The following is a 21887-nucleotide window of genomic DNA, read 5'->3' on the forward strand; positions in this document are numbered from 1 at the left end:
GCGGGTCCCAAGGGGAGGGCCGGCCGGGTTCAGTCCTGGGTCCAGCGGAACAGCCACGCGCCCAGCGCCAGGAACAGCGCGGTCATCGCGCAGAGCGCCAGCAGGTCGGGAGCGATATCGAGCAGGCCGGCGCCATCGAGCATCACCGCGCGTCCGGCATCGAGCATGTGGGTGAGCGGCAGCAGCGCGGCCAGCGCCTGCACTACCGAAGGCGCGCCATCGAGCGAGAAGAACACGCCGGAGAGCACCAGCATCGGCCAGGCGATGAGGTTGAGAAGGCCGCCGGAAAGCTCCTCGCTGGCGACCCGCGCGGCGACCAGGAGGCTCATCGCGATCATGCTCATCGAGCCCAGCGTCGCCACCAGCAGCAGGTTCAGATAGTTGCCCTCCATGCGCAGGCCGAGCATTGCGTTGCAGGCGGTGAACATGGCGGCGGTGATGACCACCACCAGGATCAGGCAGGCGATCATCTGCGCGCCGACGAACTCCACCGCGCGCAGCGGCGTGCCCTTGAGGCGCTTGAGGTAGCCGGACTTGCGGTAGCGGACGATCACATGACCGACCGCGAACAGGCTGGACAGCATGATGTTGAGCGCCAACAGGCCCGGCACCAGCCAGTCGGCGTAGCGCAGCTTCTCGCCGCTCACCGGCTGCGCCTGGGCGCGGCTATCGCCGGCGACCAGCAGTTGCTGCAGCAGGCGGCCCTTGGCGGAATCGTCGTTGAGCCAGTAGCGCGCCGGCTGGCTGCGCAGGTCGAGCAGCAGGTCGATGCTCTGTCGCTCCACCTTGAGGATGCCCTCTTCCGGCGTGGTCTCGCGGTAGAACTGCACCGCCGGCGTGCCCAGGAAGGGATAGGTCTCGGCGCTGAGCGGCGCCTCGCCGAGCACGCCGACCTTGGCGACGGTCTGCGGGCTGGCGGAGAACACCAGCGCCATGCCCACCATCAGGAGCGGCGCGAACAGCAGGTTCCAGATCAGCACCAGACGGTCGCGCGCCACTTCCAGCATGCGCGCCTTGACCATTGCGAAGAGTCTTTTCACGCGCGCAACTCCTTGCCAGTGAGCTGGATGAACAGGTCTTCCAGCGTGCGGGGGCGGATCTTCAGTTGCGCCAGCGAGAGGCCGGCGTCGAGCAGCTTGCGCAGGGCGCCGTTGACGTCGGCGCTCAGGATCTCCACGCGGTCGTCCTTGCGCACCAGCGGCAGGTCGATCTGACGGCCTTCGATCTCGACGGCAGGCAGCTCCAGCACGCTGTCGTTGAAGTGCTCGGCGAGCAGGCTCTGCGGTGTGCCACGGGCGATGACCTGGCCGTGATCCATGATCGCGATGTCGTCGCTGAGCAGGTAGGCCTCTTCCATGTAATGCGTGGTCAGCACCACCGTGGTGCCGCGCGCCTTCACCGCCTGCACCAGCTCCCAGAAGTTGCGCCGCGCCTGCGGGTCGAGACCGGTGGTGGGCTCGTCGAGGAACACCAGATCGGGATCGTTGACCAGGGCGATGGCCAGCAGCAGACGCTGGCGCTGGCCGCCGGAGAGCTTGCGGTGGTCGCGGTCGAGGAAGTCCTCGAGGTGGCAGGCGCTGATCAGTTGCTCCAGCGGCAGCGTGCGCTCGTAGAGCGCGTGGAACAGCTCCAGGTTCTCGCGCACGGTGAGAAAGTCCTGCAAGGCGGTGGCCTGGAACTGCATGCCGACCCGCTGGCGGTAGCGCGCGTCCAGCGGCCGGCCGCGATACAGGATCTCGCCGGAGCTGGGCTCCACCAGGCCTTCGAGCATCTCGATGGTGGTGCTCTTGCCGGCGCCGTTGGGGCCGAGCAGGCCCAGGCAGCGGCCTTCTTCCAGCTCGAAGCTCACGCCGTCGACGGCCTTGACCTTCGGGTAGTGCTTGCGCAGGTCGCGCACGGAGAGAACGGTAGCCATCAGGGCGATCCGGATACGGAAACGGAGGTGGGCGCGGCGCCGATGCCGCGCACGCGAAGTTGGCCCACGGCGGCGGCGACCAGGCACGGCTCGCCATGGCCCGGGGGTCGTCGGCCGACTCGTCTGTCCGGCCACGCGGAAACCAAAGAAGGAGAAAGACGCGCGGAGGTAACGCGTTTGAAAGTTGGCGCCAGCGTCAGGTTTTTGCTTGAGTCCTTGGGTCTTGCCGGAAAGCCCTTGCTCAGGGCTCCGGTCGGTGCGTTAACGCCGTTTGCGCCGAACCCTTTCATCAAGGAAAACCGGGAAACCCGCAGCCCACAGACCGTCGCGGCGCGCTGCGTGGCGCCGTTGAGCCTGGATGTGTTCTGGCTGGAGCATGGGACAACAACCTACTAGGAGAAGCTGGCAATCCGGTGACACGCACTCTTCGCGCCAACTTTCCGTCACGGCGCGATTTGGCGCGCACAACTTCCAGCTTGGGACGAGGAGATCCGGGGTGGTTGCGAATCCGGCCGGCGAAAAACCGCAAGCGGGAAATTCAGCCTATAGGGGAGTCGCGGCGCGCAGGATGCCGGATCGGGCGCGTCTTGTGCAGGGTGTTTGTTTAGTTTTTTGCAAAGCGACAACAGAGTCAGAAAACAGCTTCGTCTCGGCGGCAATCCATGAACAAATCGTCAGGCGCCACCGTTGCGCGCCGAGGCCGCGCGGGACTGTCAAAGCCTGTCAGCTGCTGACATTCGCGGCGCCTGGCCTCGCGGCACTGGACCCTGCGCGCGGCCGCAAAAAAAGCGCCCTGAGGCCTGCCTCAGGGCGCCGGTCAGCGCGGCTTCAGACCGCGCGTCGTCGCGCCGCCAGGCGATGCAGGGCCGCCACCAGCAGGTCGATTTCCTCGCAGGTGTTGTAGAAGGCCAGCGAGGGCCGCACGGTGGCCTCGACGCCGAAGCGGCGCAGGATCGGCTGCGCGCAATGGTGGCCGGAGCGCACCGCGATGCCGTCCTGGTTGAGCGCCTTGCCGACCTCCTCGGTCTTGTAGCCGGCCAGCACGAAGGACATCACGCTGGTGCGCTCGGCGGCGGCGGCGGCGCCGAGTCGCAGTCCGGGTACGGTCTCGCGACCATTCAGGGCCTGGGTTGGCAGCGCGCGCTGCCGCGCGCGAGGCTGGGGAACCCGGCAACGACCCTTTAAATGGGAGTCGGAACGGACCCCAATCCAGCCGCTATTCCCGCACCAGCAGGAACCAGGCGTCGAGCGGCTTGCCGTGCCGGTAGCCGCGACCGATGCTGACGCCCTCGCTGACGCCGCGCATCACGTCGGTGAGCTGATGGAACACCAGCAGGCTGAGGCCGACGGCGTTGGAGCGCGGCGGCGGCCAGCTCGCCAGCGGCCGCGCTGCCGGCACCCGGCGGTAGTCCACCAGCACCTCGCCCTGGGCGGCACTGGCGGTGAAATAGCCGGGGCCGACGTAGCGACGGGCACTGCCCTCGTTGTAGCCGAGCAGCTCGGTGCCCGCCGCCGGGCGCAGGAAGCGCTTCTCGAAGCGGCTGTAGGCGGGCAGCGAGTTGCGGCCCTGGTGGATCACCTCCCGACCGTCGGCGACCGTGGCCGGCACCAGATCGTCCAGGCCCAGCGGCCGGAATCCGGCCGCCGCCTCGAACAACCGGGCCTGCTGGCGGCGGCCGAGGCTGAGCAACTCGTCGCGCCGCTGCGCTGGCGCCAGGCCATCCAGCCAGGCCGAGAGCGCCGGCAGGTCGAGCGGACCGGCGGTGAAATAGCGAAGGATCTGGCTCATGGGCGTGTCGCGCTCAGCGTGCTTGGGTGGCGGACAGAAGCTTGCCGGGTTTCGGGTTCCAGCCCAGGGCGTTGGCCAGCCGGTGGTAGAACGGCGTCGGGCTGGCGGCGGACTTCGGTTCGTAGGCGCCCGCCACCACCGGCACGTAGAACACCCGGCGGCGGCTGGCCTCGCCGCTGACGCTGGACTGCTGCACCCGGTGCCAGAGCCGGCCGTCGTGGACGGTGAGATCGCCGGCTTCGGGGATCACCGCCACTTCCCGGTGGTCCGGCGCGTGGTCGAGGAAGTAGCGCTTGCCGAACACCATCTTCAGCACCCCCTGCTTGTGGGTGCCCGGGATCAGCCGCAGGCCGCCGTGCTCGGGGCCGAGGTTGTTGAGATGGACGCCGACGTTGAGCATCGGATGCAGTTGCCGCTTGCCGAGGAACAGATCCCGCAGACCGTCGGTGTGCCAGCCCAGGCGGCTGTGGCCAGAGCCGGCGCTGTGTACGTAGTGGTTGAGCACCAGGCCGTCCTTCTCGTCGGCGCCCATGCGCGCGTCCGGCAGGCCGATCAGCGGGAACAGCACCGCGAAGCGCGGATCTTGGAGGAAGGCGGCCAGCCGCGGGTGGTATTGGTTGGCGAAGGCGAAGCGCTGGACGATGGGCCGGCCATCGACGTCACGGCCGTACTTGATCGGAATGCCGTTGACCTGCTCCACGCCGCGCGCCAGCCAGTCGCGCTCGACTTCCTGCGAGGCGGCGACCAGCTCGGCCACCGTCGCGGCGTCGATGAAGCGCTTGAAGTGCAGGAAGCCGTGCTCGTCGAAGAAGGCCTGCTGCTCGGCGGTCAGCTCGGGGCCGAGTTCGAAACGGGGATAGGGATGGCTCAGGCTCATGGGCTACTCGAAGTTGGCGCGCAGGCTGACGCCGACGGTGCGCGGATCGCCGGGGATGGCGCCGTACTCGCCGACGCCGTAGATGGGATTGATGGCGGCGAGGTAGTCCTCGTCGAACAGGTTGCGCACCCACACCGAGACATCCAGGCCGCGCGCATGGCGCAGCCCCAGACGCAGGTTGGTGAGACTGTAGGCCTCGGTCTTGGAGCCACGGCCGTGCTCGACCGTGCCGTAGTAGTCGCTGCGGTAGCTGTAGTCCAGGCCCGAATACAGCGCCAGCGCCGCGCTCAGCGGCAGCGCCTGCTCGATGCCGGCGGTGGCGGTGAGGATGGGCGCGTTGTACAGCCGCTGCCCGGAAAGATCCTTGGTGTTGGCGCGGTCGTCCTCATTCGGCGCATTGGTGAAGTCCAGGGTCACCGCGCGGCTGTAGGCGATGCCGGCGCGCAGACCCAGGCTGGACCATAGCCGCGCGCGGCCTTCCAGCTCGGCGCCCTGCAGGCGCACCTTGCCGACGTTGAGCACGTTCACCTGGCGCGGGTTGGGGATCAGCGTCTGCTCGTTGTCGAAGGTCAGCGCCTGATAGTCGCGCACGGCGGTGTGGTAGACGGCGGCGTTCAGGCCGAGGCGGCGACGCAGGAAGCTGCTCTTCACGCCCAGCTCGACGCTGGTGGCGGTTTCCGGCTCGAAGGTCTCGCCCACCGAGGGGCCGATCACCCCGAGGTTGATGCCGCCGCCCTTGTAGCCGCGCGCCAGGGTGAAGTAGCCGCGTACGTTCGGCCGCCACTGGTAGCCCAGCGCCAACTGGCCGGACAGCTCGCCTTCCGAGCGCTGGCTGGCACGCGCGTAGTCGCCGCCGGCGATCTGGTCGAGCACCACGTCGAGCAGGAGGTTGCGCGGGTCCTGCAGGCCGAGCACCCCGAGCAGCGCGCCCGGCAGCTCCAGCGGCTGACTGGGATCGCCGCCGGTGTTGAGCGCCGAGCGGCTGCGGCTCACCGTCGCTTCCTTGTTTTCGTGGGTGTAGCGCAGGCCCAGGCTGGCATCGAACTGCGGCGTCAGATGCCAGTCCACCGAGCCGAACAGTGCCGCGCTGTCGGTGGTCTGCTCGGCGGTGGAGCGGATGGTGGTGCCTTCGACATTGGCACCCGGCGCGATCAGGTCGATGAGAAAGCCGCTGTTGGAGCGGGTAGCGCCCGGCAGCAGGTTCTGGCGGATGATGCCGCCGAACACCCAGGGGATGAGGTCGCGGCCGAGCACGTTGCGCTCGCGGCTGTCCAGCTCCTGGCGCAGGTAGTAGAGCCCACCGAGAAAGTCGAAGTCGCCGGCCTTGAAGGTGGCGCGCAGTTCCTGCGAGAGCTGCTGGTGCTCGTTGATGACGCCGGTGAGCGGGATCAGCCGCATGGTGGTGGCGTCGTCGTTGTAGGGCGTGAAGCGCCAGTCGCGCCAGGCGCTGATGCTGGTCAGGGTCAGGCCGTTGTCCAGCGTCCAGTTGATCTCGTTGCTGACCGCCTTCTGGCGCACCACGCTGGCGATCTGGCTGTCGTCCTGCACCACCCGGGCGTAGGGGGCTATGGCCTCGCGCTGGTACTCCATGTAGGCATCGCGCTGGCGGGTGGCTTCGCGCAGCGAGGTGAGCGCAAAGGCGCAGCAGTCTTCATGCGCGTCGGCGTACTCGTAGATCAGCCGCGAGCTGAAGTTCTCGACCGGCGCCCACAGCAACTGGCCGCGCACACCGCCCTTGCGCTGGTCGTTGAAGTCGCGGCCGTCGTAGCGGTTCTCGATCAGACCGTCGCGGCGGGTCAAGTAGCCGGTGAGCCGGCCCGAGAGCGTCTCGCCGATCAGCCCGCCGTTGAGGCTGCCACGGTACTGGCGCGCGCCGTAGTTGCCTCGGGTCGCCTCGGCGCGGGCCTCGAACTCCGGCGTCGGCGCCTTGGTGACGATGTTGAAGGCGCCGGCGGTGGTGTTCTTGCCGAACAGCGTGCCCTGCGGGCCGCGCAGCACCTCGACACGGTCGAGATCGACCAGATCGAATACCGACAAGCCCTGGCGGCCCAGATAGACACCGTCGAGAAACAGGCCGACGCTGCTCTCCAGACCGTCGTTGGCCGACGACGAGCCGAGGCCACGGATGGTGTAGCTGGTCAGGCGCGGATTCGGCACCGAGACCACCAGGCCCGGCACCCGCTCCTGGATGTCCTGCGGCCGGAACAAGCCGGCCTCGGCGAGCTTGCCGCCGTCGAGCACGGTCATCGAGATCGGCACCACCTCGACCTTTTCCTTCTTGCGGCGGGCGGTGACCACCACGGTGTCGAGCGCGGCCGGGTTCTGCGCCGCCTCGGCGGCGGCGGCGGGGCGCTCGGGCTCCGGCAGCGCCTGGACCTCCAGGGTGGGCAGGGCTTCGCTAGTCGCGGCCTCCTGGGCAGACACTTCGAGGCTGGCGAACAGCAGACCAAGACAGAGTAATTGGCGGGTCATGGCAGGGCCTCGGTCAACGGCCGAGGCGCGGTGGGTCGGAACAAACGCCAGCCTAGAGACAAAAGGCCGGCGGCGAGTAGGCGCCACAGGCCCCAGAGGGCGACCGTGGCAAACGCCAGAGCATCGTCGGGCGCCAGCAGCAGCACCAGCGGCAGGGCCAGCGCCGAGTTCTGGACGCCCGCAGCCAACACCAGGGCCCGCCGTTGCGGCAGGCGCAGATCCAGGCTGCGGGCGACGATCTCGGCGACCAGCAGCACCAGGACATGGTGCAGGCCGACCAGCAGCAGCAGGCGACTCCAGCCGCCTGGCGGGTCGAGCCCCGACAGGCCCTGGGCCGCCTGGATCAGGGCCAGGGCCAGGGCGAGCGCGATCAGGGTCTGCACCAGCCGGTGCAGGAGCCGGCGCCAAGCGGGCCAGCGGCGCTGGATCCACAGCCCCAGACCCAGCGGCAGCAGGGTGGCGACCAGCAGCAGCAAACCGGTTTCCAGCAGGGCCGGCCAGGGCGGAGCCAGGGTCGCGGCGATGCCCAGGCTCAGCCAGGCCGGGGTCAGCAGCGCGCCTAGCAGCAGTGCGACCAAGGCGCCGGCCAGCACCAGCCCCAGGTCGGCGCGCGCGAACAGGGCGAAGGCCAGCGCGCCCTTGCCGCCCGGCGTCACCGCCACCAGCAGCAAACCCAAGGCCAGGCCCTGGCTGCGGGCCTCCGGCGGCAGCGCCAGAACCAGCGCCAGCAGGGTCAGCCCCGGCACCAGCAACCATTGCACCGACAGCAGCCCCAGCAAGGCCCGGCCGGGCAGCCAGCCGTGCAGGCCGGGGCGCGCCGACGGCGGCAGCGTCAGCCCCGCCGCCAGCAGCACCAGGGCGAGGAAGCCAGCAGCGACCAGCGGGTTGGGGAGCAGCGGAAGTTCGGGACTCGTGGACATCGTGACGCCGGCAACTTGGGGAGGGAAAAACCAGCTCCGGCTTTCCCCGGCGGCGGACGGCGACAGACCGGCCCGCCCCGGCCACGGTCGGTGGCCGGGGTGACGGCCCGGACGTCCTTGTCCAGCGGGGCGACACCAGAAGCGCGCAAGGCTAGGGACAGCCGCCCCCGCTGTAAAAGAATAAAAGGGGATGAAGTTATTCCCGCCAACCCAGGGCCGTGCTGGAGCAGGCCGCTGCAATCGGGGCAACTGCACAAATGCATATAGCCCAGAAGATTTCGTTCTATATGCCTATTTCGGACTTTCTGAAAACTACTATGCCGACTCTTGTTAATCCTCGATAGGGAATATGGAGCGGCTCCCGCCGGCTCTGCGGACCAGGCCATGAAGATCCGGCAACTGCGATACATCGACGAAGTGGTGCGCCGGGGTCTGAACGTGACCGCCGCCGCCGAGGCGCTCTACACCTCGCAGCCCGGGGTCAGCAAGCAGATCCGCCTGCTGGAGGAGGAGCTGGGGCTGGACATCTTCCAGCGCCACGGCAAGCACCTGGCGCAGGTGACGCCGGCCGGTCAGCGCATCCTCGACTACACCGCGCGCCTGCTGGCCGAGGCCGACAACATCACCAAGGTCGCTGGCGAGTTCCGCGACGCCAATCGCGGCGACCTCGCCATCGCCACCACCCACACCCAGGCGCGCTACGCGCTGCCGAAGGTGATCCAGGCCTTCAAGCAGCGCTACCCGCTGGTGTCGCTGTACATGCACCAGGGCGCGCCGCCGCAGGTGGCGCACATGGCCGCCGAGGGCCAGGCCGATTTCGCCATCGCCACCGAGGCGATCGAGCACCAGCACCGGCTGGTGATGCTGCCCTGCTACCGCTGGAACCGCTGCGCCCTGGTCAAGCGCGATCATCCGCTGGCCGCCAGTTCGCGGCTCGACCTGCGGGCGCTGGCGCAGCACCCGCTGATCACCTACACGCAGGGCTTCACCGGCCGCGCCAAGCTCGACCAGGCCTTCGCCAGCCAGGGGCTGCACCCCAATGTGCTGCTCACTGCCGTCGACGCCGACGTGATCAAGACCTATGTGCGGCTGGACCTCGGAGTCGGCATCGTCGCCAGCATCGCCTACGACGCCAGCGACGACGCCGACCTGGTGGCGCTACCGGTGGACCATCTGTTCGAGCCCAGCACCACCCACATCGGCTTCCGGCGCGGCATGTTCCTGCGCGGCTACATGACCGAGTTCATCGGCCTGTTCGCGCCGCACCTCGACCGCTCGCTGATCGAGGAGATCGACGCCATCGCCGACCCGGAGCTGCGCCGACTGCGTACCGCCACCCTGATCCCGAGCGTCCCGACCATCTGAGGGGGCGTGTAGTCTTTGCAGCCAGGCCTGCCCCGACCGGTCCGCTCCCGGACGGCGGGGGTCCCGGGTGCTCGCCCAGCCGGCACACCCGCAGGCCCAAGGGGGGATGAAAGATGGCTGCGCTGGATGCGGTGCTGGTGGTCGACGACGACGAGTTCGTGCTCTCGGTGGTATCGCGGATGCTGGCCAAGCAGGCGGCGCGGGTGCTCACCGCCAGCGACGGCCAGGCGGCGCGGCGGATGCTCGGCGAAACCCGCTTCGAGCTGGTGGTCTGCGACCTGAAAATGCCCGGCCTGGACGGCATCGAACTACTGCGCGACTTCGCCGAGTTGCAGGCCGGCGCCGCGCTGATCCTGATGAGCAGCGCCGACGCCAAGACCCTGCGCGCCGCCGAGCAACTGGCGCAGGCGCGGCAGCTGCGCATCCTCGGCAGCCTGCAAAAGCCGGTGACCAGCACCGCCCTCGAACAGCTGATTGCGCACATGGCCGAGCCGGCTCGGGCGCCGGCGGCAGCGGCGGCCGTCAGCGGCGAGGTTTCGCTGGCGGAACTGCGGGCCGGGCTGGCCGCCGACGAGATCGAGGTCTACATGCAGCCGAAGCTCGGCCTGCGCAGCGGCCGTCTGGCCGGCGCCGAGGCGCTGGCGCGCTGGCGCCGGCCCGATGGCCGCCTGCTGCTGCCGGGCGCCTTCGTACCACTCGCGGAGCGCTCCGGCCTGGCCGATGTGCTGACCCAGCAGGTGGTGCGGCGGGCGCTGGCGGCGCAACAGGCCTGGCGCGCGGAAGGCCTGGACATCCCGGTCTCGGTCAATCTGCCGATCGACAGCCTCGACCACCTCGATCTGCCCGAGCAGCTCAGCGCCGAGCTGGCGCGCCACGGCACCGCGCCCGACCGCCTGATCCTGGAGATCACCGAGTCGGGCGTGCTGCGCGACCTGGCGCGCTCACTGGACGTGGTCACCCGTCTGCGCTTGCGCGGCTACCGGCTGTCGATCGACGACTTCGGGACCGGCTATTCCTCGCTGGAGCAGTTGCAGCGTTTCCCGTTCAGCGAGCTGAAGATCGACCGCGCCTTCGTCCACGGTGCCGCGCAGGACCCGCGCCGTCGCAGCATCGCCGAATCCAGCATCCGGCTGGCGCGCGACCTGCAGCTCAAGACCTGCGCCGAGGGTGTCGAGACCGAGGCCGACTACGAGCTGATGCGCGAGCTGGGCTGTGAGCTGGTGCAGGGCTACTACGTGGCGCGGGCGATGCCGCCGCAGGAGCTGCCACGCTGGGCGCTGGCCCGCGAGGCGGTGCTGCGCGGCTAGGCCGCCAGCGGGCCGGATCGCCCCCGGCCGGGCACATCGGCCTCGCCAACGGGCAGGGGGCTCGAAGCAGATCAGGGCCGGGGCTGGGACCGCCGCTGCTGCAACCAGTCGGACAGCTCCGCATAGGCGCTGAGGACCTGCGCCAGCGCCGCGCGCAGCTGCTCCGGCGCCAGCGGCCCCCGAAGACCTTCTTCCAGTTGCGCCAGCGCCGAGGCCAGCGCCGGCGCGCCGACGAAACGGACCGAGCCCTTGAGCTTGTGGGCCAGACCCAGCAGGCGCGGCTGCGCGCCCTGCTCACCGGCCTGCGCCAGCTCGGCGAACAGCGGCGCGTTGATGCGCTGGAAATCCTGCAACACCAGCTCCAGCAGCTCCGGGTCGTCGCCATGGATCGCCCGCAGGGCCTCGAAGTCCACGGGCGGCGTCGAGTGCGGCGCGCGCGCCGGAACCCAGCGCCGCAGCCGCGCCGCCAGATGCTCGAGCGTGGCCGGCTTGAGCAGGAAATCGTCCATGCCCACCGCGCGGCACTGCTCGATCTCGCCGGACAGGGCGTCGGCGGTGAGCGCGATGATCGGCAGGCGGCCGGGTCGCTGGCCGACCGCTTCCAGCGCGCGGATTTCACGCGCCAGCCGAAACCCGTCCATCTCCGGCATGTGCAGGTCGGTGAGCAGGGCGGCGTAGTCGCGCCCGGCCAATCGCGCGAGCGCCTGCACGCCGTCTTCCGCCAGCTCGGCGGCATAGCCCAGCCGCTGCAGCTGGGCGCCGATCACCAGGCGGTTGGTGGGGTGATCCTCGGCGACCAGGATCAGGCGCCCCTGCCGTTCCGCCTCGCTGGCGCTGACGACGGGCGCCGGCAGCGCGCCCGGCGTGTCGGCATCGACCTCGGCGCTGACCCGCGCGCGGCGACCGCTCAGCAGTGCCAGCGCGTCGAGCAGCAAGGCCGCCCGCAGCGGCCGTTCCAGGTTGCGGTAGCGGTCTGGCGGATCGCCGTGACGGCGCAGGTGGATCGCTTCACGGCTGGAGTCCTCCTCCAGCCAGTAGTCGCGGTGCTCCGGGGAATCGGCCGCGACCAGCGTTGCGCCGGCACTCCGCAGGTAGCTGGTCAGTACCTCGCACTCGGCCTCGTCGCGCAGGCTCACCGCCACCGCGACGCCGCGCAGTAACTCCGCCGACCACAGCGGCGGCGCCGTTTCGCCGAGCGGCAGATCCAGCTCGACGCGAAACTCGCTGCCCTCGCCGGGGCTGCTGTCGACCTCAATGCGGCCGCCCATGGCTTCCACCAGAGCCTTGCAGATCGACAGGCCCAGGCCGGTGCCGCCATAACGGCGGGTGGTCGACAACTCGCCCTGCTGAAAAGGCCGGAACAGGCGCTGGCGCACCTCCGGCCCCATGCCGATCCCGGTGTCGGCGACCCGCAGGCGGATCCGCGCGCGGTCGTCGGTCACCGCCAGCGGCTCGATGCGCACCAGCACCCGGCCGCGAGCGGTGAACTTGATGGCATTGCTGCACAGGTTGAACAGAATCTGCCGCAGCCGCACCGGGTCCGCCCGCACCACCGTGGGCAGGACAGGATCGACGTACATCACCAGCCGCAGCCGCTTCTCGTAGGCCGCCGAAGCGAAGGTCAGCAGGCAACCCTCCACCAGTTCGCGCAGCGCGACCGGCCGCCATTCGATGCGGATCTGGCCGGCCTCGATCTTGGAGAAATCGAGCACGTCGTCGAGCACCGCCAGCAGGGTGGTGGCGGAATGCCGGATCACCCGCACCCGCTCCTGCTGCTCGGGACTCAGCGGTGACAGTTGCAGGAGCTCCAGCAGGCCGAGTATCCCGTTCATCGGCGTGCGGATCTCGTGACTCATCACCGCCAGGAAGCGCGACTTGGCCTCGCTGGCCGCCTCGGCACCCATCAGCCGCTCGAGCTTGTCGCTGAGCGCCAGGGCGATGCGGTTGAGCCCGTCGATCTCGTCACGCCAGCCCAGGTGCCGTTGCGAGGCCAGCATCAGCGCCCGGGCTTCGGCGAAGCGCTGCTCGGCCAGCAGCGGCAACGCCAGGCTGACGGCGCGCAGCCGCCGCAGGGACGGCATCAGCAGCAGAAACACCACCGCCGCCGAAACCAGCAGGCCGAGCACCGCCACCGATTCGAAACGGAGCACGTCCTGGCGGATGCGCGCCGCAGCGGCGCTGTCGTCCTTGACGAACAGGGCCTCGGCCTGGCCGCCGACCACCGAGACCGACAGCGGCTTGATCGACAGCACCAGCTGTCGCGTCGGGTCCGGCAGCTGGCCCAGGCGGCCCACCAGGGGCGCAGCGGCGGCCTGGCCGTAGGCGCGCAGCAGCGGCAGCAGACGCGCGGCATCGGTCACCGCCATCAGCTGACGGCCCCAGAGCGGCGGCGTCGGCTCGATGGGCGGCGCGTCGAGGCGGACCAGCAGGGCGACATCGGCCCCGGCGAGCTGTTTGAACGCCAGCAGGCTGCTGGCCAGGCTGCGCCCGACCCGGATGATCACCTCGACACCATCGCGGTCGAAGGCGGGCACGAACACCTGCTGCACGCATTGCTTCTGGCAGTACAGGAAGTGCTGCGGACGGTGTTCGCGCGCCACCGCCCGCAACGCCGCCTGGCGCGCCGCCTGCCGGGCGGACGGCAGCGCCGCGCCGGTCACCGGCGATTCGCTCCAGTCCCAGACCGCCAGCGGCGTGCCATGGCGGTCGAAGAATTCGATGGCGGTGAGATCGGCCACCAGGTCGACCGCCAGCGACTCGCTGGCCCGTCCCGTGCGCAGATCGGCGGCGTTGACCGCCGCGCCGATCTGCGCAGCCAGACGCTCCTGCTCGCGCAGGGACTGCTCCAGCAAGGCGCCCAGCAGCGCCTGGTAGCTGTCGAAATCGCCGCGCGCCTGCCGCTCGTTGTGCTCGACCAGATTGCGATAGCCGAGATAGCCCAGGAAGCTGTGCACCGCGCCCAACAGCAGGCCCAGCACCAGCAGCAGCTTCCAGCGCAGCGACAGGCGACCGAGGCGGGGCGCGGCGACGGTCCGGGCATGCATGGCTGGCTAGAAGCGGTACGAGGCCATCAGCAGCAGCATCGACCAGTGCGGGTCGAGGGCGCGGTTGGCGTTGTCCTGCTGGGAGACGCTGTAGGTGCCGTCGATCCAGTGGTACTCCGCCCAGAAGCCCCAGTGCGGGTCCGGTCGCCAGTGCAGGCCGGCGCTGAGGTCGCGCGAGAAGCAGGCGTGGCGGTCCTGCGGCTGACCGGTGGACGTGGCGCAGCGGCTGCCGTCGCGATCACTGCGATCAAGCGTGCCGACGTCGTAGCGGCCACTCAGGGTCCAGCGCGGCTCGAGGAAGTAGTCCGCCTGCAGGTAGTAGCCCTCGCTGAGAAAGTCGACCTGGGACGGCGGTCCGAAGGTCTGTAGCGTTCCGTCGAAATCGGTGATGCCGTACTCGGCGGTGAGGCTGTAGCGCTCGGCGTTGTAGCGCGCCGACAGCAGGTAGAGGTTGAAGCGGAAATCGAAGTCGGTGGGCACGCCAGGATGGGCGTCGAAGACCATGTGGCCGTGGATGTAGGACAGCGCCGCCGTCCAGCGGCCATCGCCCCAGTCGTCCTGCACCCGCGCCAGCCGGAAGTCGCGCAACTGGACATCGCCGAGGTCGGCCAGCGGTCCGGCCAGGCGTGCCTCCTCGGACTGGCCGAGACGATGGTCGGGCGCGTAGGTGGCCACCAGCGAGAGATAGTGATCGCCCAGGTTGAGACCACCGTAGGCCTGCGCGCCGTCGGAGGCGAACAGCAGGGTGCGCGCGCCCTGGCTCTCGAAGTACACCGACAGTGGCAGCAGGATGCCGGGGCGGGCGAACAGCACGTCGCGGGTATCGTTGAACAGCCCGTAGGCATTCTTCACCCGGCCGGCACGCAGGCCGAGATTGCTGGCGCCGCGCGACAGCAGGCGGTAGTCGGCAAAGGCGTAGTCGAGCCGGGGGCCGCCGTCGTCGGTGGCGCCGGCGTCACGCAGCAACAGCTGCGCCGAGACCAGCAGCTCCGGCAGCGGCTTGAGCGTGCCGTTGAGCCCGGCTTCGTAGAACTCCCAGCTGCCGCGCGTGCTGTCGCCGTAGAAGTCATTGCCCTCGCTGAGGATGTAGCCCTGCGACAGGAAGCCATGCACCTGGTAGTCCACGGCCTGCGCCGGGGCCGACGACAGCAGACCGGCCAGGCATGGCCAGAGCAGTCCGGCCAGGCGCCGGCCAAGTCGCGGTTCAGGGGCCGACATGCGTGCGCTCCTCGTGATCAATGCGGGCCACCGCCAGCACTCCGAGCCAGGACTGCGGCCCCGCCGACAGATAGCCGATCGCGCCCTTGGTGCTCATCACTTTCTGGCGCATCTCGTCCTCGCTGTGCACCTGTTCCGGCGCCAGCCCGGTGCCGGTGAACACCAGGCGGTCCCAGGTGCGCTGCAGGATGTAGGGGTAGGTGCCGAGCTTCTCACGGGCGAAGTGATCGTGCACCTGGCTGCCCTCGGGCAGCACGAACACCCGGATCGGCGTGCCGTCAGGCCACTGGCGCAGGCGCATCAGGTAGATCGCCTGCAGGGTGGCGCGGCTGAGATCCTGCGCGGGGAGCCCGGGGCTGGTGATGACGGTGACCGAGCTGCTGGCCGCCTCCTGGGCCTGGACCGGCGCGGCCAGCAATAGCCAGGACAGTAGCAGGCCAGGAGCGCAGGGTAACCAGGACATGGCGAGGCGACTCGGCACCAGATTCCTCCTCCTGAAAACCCGTCGCGTCGTGGCACCGCCGCCTCCGCTGCGGGGCGGCGGCGCCGTCGCTGACTGGGATCAACTTTCCCTGGTTGGACTGACTATAGGCGCATTCCCAGCGCGGCCAAGAACCTCTCGTCGCCCGACGGCGATAGCATGGCCCTCCAGGCGGCAAAGAACCGCCGAGATTCCCGCCGGAGACCCTCTTTGAATCGCCTGCTGGCGGCCACCGCCGCCCTCCTTCTGTCCCTGTCTCTCGCGGCCTGCGACCAGGCCGCTTCCGACACCGCATCCGGCCAGGAATCACTCAAAGCCTGGCCGGCATCCCAGCCCGGCGAAGATCCACCGCCCGCACCGGCGCCGGTGGAGGCGGTGATCGGCAACCTCGACGCCCTCGCCGCACTGCTGCCCACGGCGACGCTGGCGGCGCTGTTCGACCCCGTCGCCTTCGGCACCACGGTGCGCGACCTCAGCGACCCGGCGGTGCTGGCCTTCCACGTGCGCGCGACGCTGGCGCAGCTGTCGGGGCAATGCCAGCTCGCCAGCCCCTACCACTGCTATGGCTATCCCGGCTACAACGCCGGTGTGGCGCTGGTGCCGGTGCGCTTCAAGAACCGCTACGGCACCGAGCTGTACGGCGAGATCGTGCTGCCCGGCCGTGGCGCGCTGCCGCCGCGCGCCGGCGCCTATCCGGTGATCCTGGCGCTGGAAGGCCTGGCCACCAACACCGCCGTCTACCGCTGGTGGCATCAGCTGTTCGCCGATGCCGGCTACCTGGTTTTCGCCTTCGACTTCGTCGGCCAGGGCAAGTCGCAGGACGCGGTCACCGGCGACCCCGGCAACACCATCGAGGACGCCCAGGACGCGCTCAGCTATCTACTGGAGCAATCCCCGGTGCGCGCGGCGCTCGACGCCAGCCGCATCGGCGTGATCGGCCACAGCCAGGGCGCGATCACCACGCTCGGCTTGCAGGCGGTGGAGCCGCGCCTGAAGGCGGCGGTGGCGGCAGCACCGATCAGCGAGCGCTCGGCGCCGTTCGCGGCCAATCCCATCCCGGTGATGATTCAGACCGGCGATCACGACGGCCCGGTGGCGCCGATCCCCTTCCTCAACCCGGCGGTGGTGCGGCCGATCTACGAGAAGCTCGCCGGCGACCGCGCGCTGATCGTCGCCGAGGCGTCCACCCACGCGCAGCACACCAGCTATCCGGTATTGCCCTCGGCGCAATGGGGCCTGGAGATCGCCGGCCGCTACTCGCTGGCCTGGATGGACTACCAGCTGCGCGGCGACCGCGCGGCGCTGGAGGTGCTGCGCGGCGGCCATCCGCACCTGTCCTATCTCTGGGACAGCGAGTTGCGCATCGCTGGCGAGACCAGCAGCTACCGAGGTGCTGGCCCGCTGCCGCAATAAGCCCGGCCCTAACAAAAGGCGGCGACCAGGCTGACCTCGCCGAGCTCGGCGCTGGTCAGATAAGGCAAGTTCATCGGCGGGCTGCACGGCGAACTGCATCGCCTGCTCCGCTTCCTGCATGGCCACCAGCGCGCCGATCGCGATTCAGAGCATCAACCCCAGCTCCAGGCTGGGGAACACCCGCTGTCTGGCTTCCACCGGAAGCGCGCTGAACTAATGGTTCTGTTACGGCAGGTGAGTCTCGTCCATGCGCCCTTTCCCGTTGAGCGACGGCAGGCTCAATCCCCGCCAAATTCAGAGGGGCGGCGCTGGCTTGAAAACACCCCGGGCGTACTCGCCTGGACTCGCATGCACGTCGCCGCAGACAGTACCCGCACCGCCGAGGAAGCGGCCCGATGGCGACCGGGCCGCCGTCGTCACAAGGACTCTTACTCGCGCTCCAGCTCGATCTTGCTGGCGAGCAGCACCGCGCCGTTCAAGCTGCCCTTCACCTCGCAGCGTTGTCCGTTGCGATCGGCACCAAAGAACGCCGCCTCGCTACTGGCCTGGTCGCCATCCTCGTAACGGGTGCTGGCGTTTACCTGCACCGTAGTGCCATTAATTACGAAGCTCTTGGCACCGGTGTCGAAGCCGCTGATCTCGCCCTTGAGCTCCTGCCCGCCACTGCCGCCCGAGCCGCCCCCGGCGCTGCCGGACTTGAGCCCGACCTTCACCGCATAGCTGCGACCGGAGACCTGGCGCGTGCTGTCGGACTTCACCTCCACGAAGCCTCCGTTTTGCAGTTGGTCGAAGCCCACGGCGTGATCATCGCGCTCGATCACCGTGGAATCATCAGCGTAGTAGCCGGCACCGCCGACCTCGAAGGTCCGCGCCACCGCATCGACCGCCGCGAGCGCGCCCTTGACCTCGCCGTCGGCTGTTCCGGAGCCGGCATTGCGGTGCTTGACCTCGACCTTGCTGGCGCGCAGCAGGTTGGCGTCGCTGGCGTCAAAACGGCCCTCGACCTCTACCCGCGCGCCTTCCGCCAGCGTGCCGCTGAGGCTGGCCTGGCTGTAGTCGACCACATAGCCAAGGAGGTTGAAGCGCCGCGCGGTTGCATCCAGGCCACTGAGCTGTGCTTCCAGTTCGCCTTCACCACTGCGCTCGCCGCTCGCGCGGGATTCCACCTCGACCTTGCGGGCGATCAGGCGGCTGCCGCTGAGGCTGCCTTCGACCTCCGCCCGGACGCCGTTGGCCAGGCTGCCGCTCGACGTCGCGCTACCGTAGTCGACGCCCTGGCCGTCGATCACAAAGCTCTTGGCCACCGTATCCAGGCCGCTCACCGGGCCGCGCAGCTCCACCTCGGAGTAACCGGCATCGCCGGCCTGCAACAACTTGCGCTCGACGCGGGTGGCGACCACCTGGCCGTCAGCCTGGCGCTGGCCGGAGACCTCGACATAGTCCCCCACGCTCAGATCGGCGAGCGTCAGCGAGGTGTAGCTGTCGTCGGGGTTGTCTTCGTAGAGGCGGGTCAGGGCGTCGACCAGCACGGTCTGCGAGTACAGCTCCAGCCGGCCGGCGGCGACATCGACCCGCGACAGCACGCCTTTCACCTCGAAGCGCACCGCGACCTCCGACAACTGCACGGCACCGTCGGCCTTGGCGCTGCTGGCGACGACACGGGCCTGGATAACATCGCCCGGCTGCACGTCGTTGGCGCTGGCCGGCTTGCCGTTCTGGGTGACGCTGCCGCTGATGCTGGCCGGCAGGCCGCCAAAAGTCAGCGCCGTGGGCGTACCGCCAACCACACCGGCTGCGGTCTTCGCCGACGGCGTCACCAGGCTGGCTCCGATGGGGTCGTTGCCGCCGCCGCAAGCGCCAAGCCCAAGGGCCGCGATCGCGACGAGAGATAGTTTTTTCATGTCTGCTCCAGTGATAACCGCGTACCAGCGGCAGGTTGATACTGCGCGGCCCCGACTGTCCGATTCATTGCCGGAGCATGAACACTTGTTCATCGGCCCTCAGCCGCCGACCGAAGGCCTCGGCTCGGCGAAGCGCCGATAGAGGATGGGCAGCAGCACCAGGGTCAGCAGGGTGCTGCTGACCAGGCCGCCGATCACCACTACGGCCAGCGGCCGCTGGATCTCCGAGCCCGGCCCGCTGGCAAACAGCATCGGCACCAGGCCGATGGCGGTCATGCTGGCGGTGAGCAGCACCGGTCGCAGCCGGCGCAGCGCGCCCTGCACCACCACTTCCGTCAGCGGCAGGCCTTCCGCCCGTAACTGGTTGAAGTAACTGACCAGCACCACGGCGTTGAGCACGGCGATGCCGAGGAGGGCGATGAAACCCACCGAGGCCGGCACCGACAGGTACTCGCCGGATACCGCCAGCGCCAGCACGCCGCCGATCAGCGCGAAGGGGATGTTGCTGAGCACCAGCACCGCCTGCCGCAACGAGCCGAACACCCCGAACAGGATCAGGAAGATCAGCGCCAGCGCCACCGGCACCACCAGCGCCAGACGCTGGGCAGCGCGCTGCTGATTCTCGAACTGCCCACCCCAACTCAGTCGGTAACCAGCCGGCAGTGGCACTGCCTGCTGCACGCGGGCGCGTGCTTCCTCGACGAAGCTGACCAGGTCGCGGTCGCGGACATTGGCGATCACCACGGTGTTGCGCTCGCCCAGCTCGCGGCCGATCTGCACCGGCCCACTGACCCGCTCGATACGCACCAACTGGCCAAGGCTGAGCCGCTCGCCATCCGGCAGTTGCAGCGGCAGCACCGCCAGTTGCTCGGGGGACTGCGCGGCGCCAGAGGCGCGCAGCAACAGCGGATAGCGGCGGCCGTCCTTCTGGATCAGTCCCACCGGCTCGCCCTCGATCTGCAGGCGCAGCAGTTCCGACAGCGCATCGACGCTCAGGCCGTGGCGCGCCAGCGCCTCGCCGTCGGGCAGAGCGCGCAGGTACTGCACACCTTCGTTGGCGAGGTAGTAGACATCCTCAGCGCCGGCGACGGTCCTAAGGCTGTCGGCGATCTCCGCCGCCTTGGCGTTGAGCACCGCCAGGTCGGGACCGTAGAGCCGCACGGCCAGATCGCCGCGCACCCCGAGGATCAGCTCGGAGACGCGCATCTCGATAGGCTGATTGAAGGCATAGGCGACGCCGGGGAAATCCTTCAGCACCTCACGCAGGGCGTCGAGGATTTCCTGCTTGGTCTGGAAACGCCATTCACTGCGGGGCTTGAGCGCGAAGAAGGAATCGGTCTGGTTGAGGCCCATGGGATCAAGGCCGATCTCATCGCTACCGGCGCGCGCCACCACCAGCTCCAGCTCCGGCACCCGCGCCAGCGCTGCCTTCTGAAAGGCGGTGTCGATCGCCAGCGAGGCGTCGAGGTTGATCGAGGGCAGCTTCTCCAACTGCACGATCAGACTGCCTTCGTCCATGGTCGGCATGAAGGTCTTGCCGATGCGGCCATAGATCACACCCGTGGCCAGCAGTAGCGCCAGTGCCGCCGTCACCACCGTGCGCGGTCGCGCCAGGGCCGCGACCAGTAGCGGCCGATAGAGCCGCGCCAGGGTGCGCGGCAGCCAAGGATCATCGTGACCGTGTTCGCTGAGCAGCCAGCGCGCCGCCAGCGGAATCACAGTCAGCGACAGCAGCAAGGATCCCGCCAGCGCGTACACGATGGTCAGCGCCACCGGCGAAAACAGCTTGCCCTCGAGGCCTTGCAGGCTCAGCAGCGGCAGGAACACCAGGGCGATGATCGCCATGCCGGCCACCACCGGTACCGCCACCTCGCGTACCGCCTCCAGCACCAGCCGGGTCTTGTTGTGGTCCTGCACGGTGCCGCCGTGATCGCCCTCGTGCAGATGGGCGACGATGTTCTCCACCACCACCACCGCCGCATCCACCAGCATGCCGATGGCGATGGCCAGACCGCCCAGGCTCATCAGGTTGGCGGTGAGTCCGCTGGCGCGCATCAGCACGAAGGTCCATAGCGCCGACAGTGGCAGCACCAGCGCCACCACCAAGGCCGCGCGTAGGTTGCCCAGGAACAACACCAGCAGGATCAGCACCAGCACCACCGCTTCGCCCAGCGCCTTGGCGACGGTGTTCACCGCTTTGCCGACCAGCTCACCGCGGTTGTAGAAAGTGACGATACGCATACCCTCCGGCAGCCGCGGCCGCAGCTCGTCCAGACGCGTCTGGACGCCGGCCACCAGCTCGCCGGCATTGGCGCCACGCAGACCCAGCACCAGACCCTGCACGGTTTCGCCCTCGCCGTTGCGGGTGACGCCGCCCAGGCGGGTGAGCGCGCCCAGGCGCAGCTCGGCGACATCGCGCACACGCACCAGGGCGCTGCCATCGGCGCGCAGCACCAGATTGCCGATGTCGTCCAGCGACTCCAGCCGGCCCTGCACCCGCACCAGCAGCGCCTCCTCGCCCTCGTTGACGCGGCCGGCGCCGTCGTTACGGTTGAAGCGCTCCAGCGTGGTGCGCAGCTCGTCGAGGCTGATTCCGGCAGCGGCCAGGCGCGCCGGGTCGGGCACCACCTCGTAGGCGGTGGCGCGCCCGCCCAGCACGTTGACGTCGGCGACACCGGCGACGGTGCGCAGTGCCGGGCGGATCAGCCAATCCAAAACCTGCCGGCGCTCGGCCAGCGACTGCGGGCCTTCCACCGTGAACATCAGCATCTCGCCCAGCGGCGTGGTGATCGGCGCCAGACCGCCGCTGGCGTTCTCCGGGAGCGCGCTCCAGACCGCGTTGAGCCGCTCGGCGACCTGGCTGCGCGCCCAATAGATGTCGGTGCCGTCGGCGAAGTCGAGGGTGATGTCGGCGAGGCCGTACTTGGTGGTGGAACGCAGCATGGTCTGGCTGGGCAGGCCCAGCAGCTCCAGCTCGATGGGCGCGGTGACCCGGGTCTCCATCTCCTCCGGAGTCATGCCGGCGACCTTGACGATAATCTTCACCTGCGGCGCCGAGACATCGGGGAAGGCGTCGATCGGCAGGCGATGAAAGCTGTAGCCACCGGCGACGACCAGAGCCAGGGCCGTGAGCAGCGCCAGCAGCGGGCGTGTGAGCGCCGCACGGGGGAGGGCGAGCAGCATGG

16 protein-coding genes are annotated in these 21887 nt (G+C 69.3%); 4 read left to right on the forward strand and 12 right to left on the reverse strand.

Going from position 1 to position 21887, the window contains the following annotated elements; genetic code table 11:
- Positions 1-29 precede the first annotated feature (29 nt).
- Together ED208_RS03635 and ED208_RS03640 are read right to left on the reverse strand one after the other, a co-directional pair.
- Positions 30-1040, reverse strand: coding sequence for an ABC transporter permease (locus ED208_RS03635; RefSeq protein WP_199720491.1), 1011 nt, complete (start codon positions 1038-1040; stop codon positions 30-32).
- Positions 1037-1915, reverse strand: a complete 879-nt coding sequence (locus tag ED208_RS03640) for an ABC transporter ATP-binding protein (RefSeq protein WP_123210481.1) — start codon at positions 1913-1915, stop codon at positions 1037-1039. Before ED208_RS03640 ends, ED208_RS03635 begins: the two co-directional genes overlap by 4 nt.
- A 177-nt stretch (positions 1916-2092) precedes the next feature.
- Here ED208_RS03640 and ED208_RS16980 point away from each other — a divergent pair, with 177 nt between their 5' ends.
- Positions 2093-2311 carry a hypothetical protein gene (locus ED208_RS16980; protein ID WP_148044674.1) on the forward strand — a complete coding sequence of 73 codons (219 nt, stop codon included), beginning with the start codon at positions 2093-2095 and terminating at the stop codon, positions 2309-2311.
- A 432-nt stretch (positions 2312-2743) separates the two neighbouring features.
- Here the strand turns inward: ED208_RS16980 and ED208_RS03645 are convergent, their stop codons facing one another.
- From ED208_RS03645 to ED208_RS03665, 5 genes are read right to left on the reverse strand one after another with little or no spacing between them, the layout of a single operon-like run.
- Complete coding sequence (locus ED208_RS03645) at positions 2744-3124, reverse strand: aminotransferase class V-fold PLP-dependent enzyme (RefSeq protein WP_199720508.1); 381 nt, start codon at positions 3122-3124, stop codon at positions 2744-2746.
- 7 nt (positions 3125-3131) lie between these two features.
- A complete protein-coding gene (locus ED208_RS03650; protein ID WP_123210482.1) occupies positions 3132-3704 on the reverse strand; it encodes a hypothetical protein in 573 nt (190 codons plus the stop codon).
- 13 nt (positions 3705-3717) lie between these two features.
- Positions 3718-4581 carry a phytanoyl-CoA dioxygenase family protein gene (locus tag ED208_RS03655; protein ID WP_123210483.1) on the reverse strand — a complete coding sequence of 288 codons (864 nt, stop codon included), beginning with the start codon at positions 4579-4581 and terminating at the stop codon, positions 3718-3720.
- A gap of 3 nt (positions 4582-4584) precedes the next feature.
- Positions 4585-7053 (reverse strand): TonB-dependent receptor, encoded by a 2469-nt coding sequence (locus ED208_RS03660; protein ID WP_123210484.1) that lies wholly within the window; start codon positions 7051-7053, stop codon positions 4585-4587.
- Positions 7050-7973, reverse strand: a complete 924-nt coding sequence (locus ED208_RS03665) for a bile acid:sodium symporter (RefSeq protein ID WP_123210485.1) — start codon at positions 7971-7973, stop codon at positions 7050-7052. The genes ED208_RS03660 and ED208_RS03665 overlap by 4 nt, the downstream gene beginning before the upstream one ends.
- A 384-nt stretch (positions 7974-8357) precedes the next feature.
- Between ED208_RS03665 and cysB the strand changes: the two genes are divergently transcribed.
- Positions 8358-9338, forward strand: coding sequence for an HTH-type transcriptional regulator CysB (gene cysB, locus ED208_RS03670; protein WP_123210486.1), 981 nt, complete (start codon positions 8358-8360; stop codon positions 9336-9338).
- A gap of 113 nt (positions 9339-9451) precedes the next feature.
- The gene (locus tag ED208_RS03675; RefSeq protein ID WP_123210487.1) at positions 9452-10645 is read left to right on the forward strand and encodes an EAL domain-containing response regulator; all 1194 of its coding nucleotides are present in this window, start codon (positions 9452-9454) and stop codon (positions 10643-10645) included.
- A 71-nt stretch (positions 10646-10716) separates the two neighbouring features.
- Here ED208_RS03675 and ED208_RS03680 read toward each other — a convergent pair whose 3' ends face one another.
- From ED208_RS03680 to ED208_RS03690, 3 genes are read right to left on the reverse strand one after another with little or no spacing between them, the layout of a single operon-like run.
- The gene (locus ED208_RS03680) at positions 10717-13689 is read right to left on the reverse strand and encodes a hybrid sensor histidine kinase/response regulator (protein ID WP_123210488.1); all 2973 of its coding nucleotides are present in this window, start codon (positions 13687-13689) and stop codon (positions 10717-10719) included.
- Positions 13690-13695: 6 nt separating this feature from the next.
- Entirely contained in the window at positions 13696-14907 is a 1212-nt protein-coding gene (locus ED208_RS03685; protein WP_123210489.1) for a porin family protein, read from the reverse strand.
- Complete coding sequence (locus ED208_RS03690) at positions 14894-15388, reverse strand: substrate-binding domain-containing protein (RefSeq protein WP_199720492.1); 495 nt, start codon at positions 15386-15388, stop codon at positions 14894-14896. The genes ED208_RS03685 and ED208_RS03690 overlap by 14 nt, the downstream gene beginning before the upstream one ends.
- Positions 15389-15598: 210 nt before the next feature.
- Between ED208_RS03690 and ED208_RS03695 the strand changes: the two genes are divergently transcribed.
- Positions 15599-16801 (forward strand): alpha/beta hydrolase family protein, encoded by a 1203-nt coding sequence (locus ED208_RS03695; RefSeq protein ID WP_199720493.1) that lies wholly within the window; start codon positions 15599-15601, stop codon positions 16799-16801.
- A gap of 428 nt (positions 16802-17229) precedes the next feature.
- On the opposite strand, the gene ED208_RS03700 is transcribed toward ED208_RS03695, so the two are convergent.
- Together ED208_RS03700 and ED208_RS03705 are read right to left on the reverse strand one after the other, a co-directional pair.
- Positions 17230-18702 carry a DUF5666 domain-containing protein gene (locus ED208_RS03700; protein ID WP_123210492.1) on the reverse strand — a complete coding sequence of 491 codons (1473 nt, stop codon included), beginning with the start codon at positions 18700-18702 and terminating at the stop codon, positions 17230-17232.
- Positions 18703-18801: 99 nt separating this feature from the next.
- Positions 18802-21885, reverse strand: coding sequence for an efflux RND transporter permease subunit (locus tag ED208_RS03705; RefSeq protein WP_123210493.1), 3084 nt, complete (start codon positions 21883-21885; stop codon positions 18802-18804).
- Between the last annotated feature and the right edge of the window lie 2 nt (positions 21886-21887).

It is taken from the genome of Stagnimonas aquatica (genome assembly GCF_003730135.1).
Taxonomy (GTDB): Bacteria; Pseudomonadota; Gammaproteobacteria; order Nevskiales; family Nevskiaceae; genus Stagnimonas; species Stagnimonas aquatica.

Excerpts from the sequence above, each read along its gene's own strand:
- ED208_RS03660 (WP_123210484.1), bottom strand. The coding sequence starts at position 7,053 with ATGACCCGCCAATTACTCTGTCTTGGTCTGCTGTTCGCCAGCCTCGAA.
- cysB (WP_123210486.1), top strand. The coding sequence starts at position 8,358 with ATGAAGATCCGGCAACTGCGATACATCGACGAAGTGGTGCGCCGGGGT.
- ED208_RS03700 (WP_123210492.1), bottom strand. The coding sequence starts at position 18,702 with ATGAAAAAACTATCTCTCGTCGCGATCGCGGCCCTTGGGCTTGGCGCT.
- ED208_RS03640 (WP_123210481.1), bottom strand. The coding sequence starts at position 1,915 with ATGGCTACCGTTCTCTCCGTGCGCGACCTGCGCAAGCACTACCCGAAG.
- ED208_RS03685 (WP_123210489.1), bottom strand. The coding sequence starts at position 14,907 with ATGTCGGCCCCTGAACCGCGACTTGGCCGGCGCCTGGCCGGACTGCTC.
- ED208_RS03665 (WP_123210485.1), bottom strand. The coding sequence starts at position 7,973 with ATGTCCACGAGTCCCGAACTTCCGCTGCTCCCCAACCCGCTGGTCGCT.
- ED208_RS03675 (WP_123210487.1), top strand. The coding sequence starts at position 9,452 with ATGGCTGCGCTGGATGCGGTGCTGGTGGTCGACGACGACGAGTTCGTG.
- ED208_RS03705 (WP_123210493.1), bottom strand. The coding sequence starts at position 21,885 with ATGCTGCTCGCCCTCCCCCGTGCGGCGCTCACACGCCCGCTGCTGGCG.
- ED208_RS03655 (WP_123210483.1), bottom strand. The coding sequence starts at position 4,581 with ATGAGCCTGAGCCATCCCTATCCCCGTTTCGAACTCGGCCCCGAGCTG.
- ED208_RS03650 (WP_123210482.1), bottom strand. The coding sequence starts at position 3,704 with ATGAGCCAGATCCTTCGCTATTTCACCGCCGGTCCGCTCGACCTGCCG.
- ED208_RS03680 (WP_123210488.1), bottom strand. The coding sequence starts at position 13,689 with ATGCATGCCCGGACCGTCGCCGCGCCCCGCCTCGGTCGCCTGTCGCTG.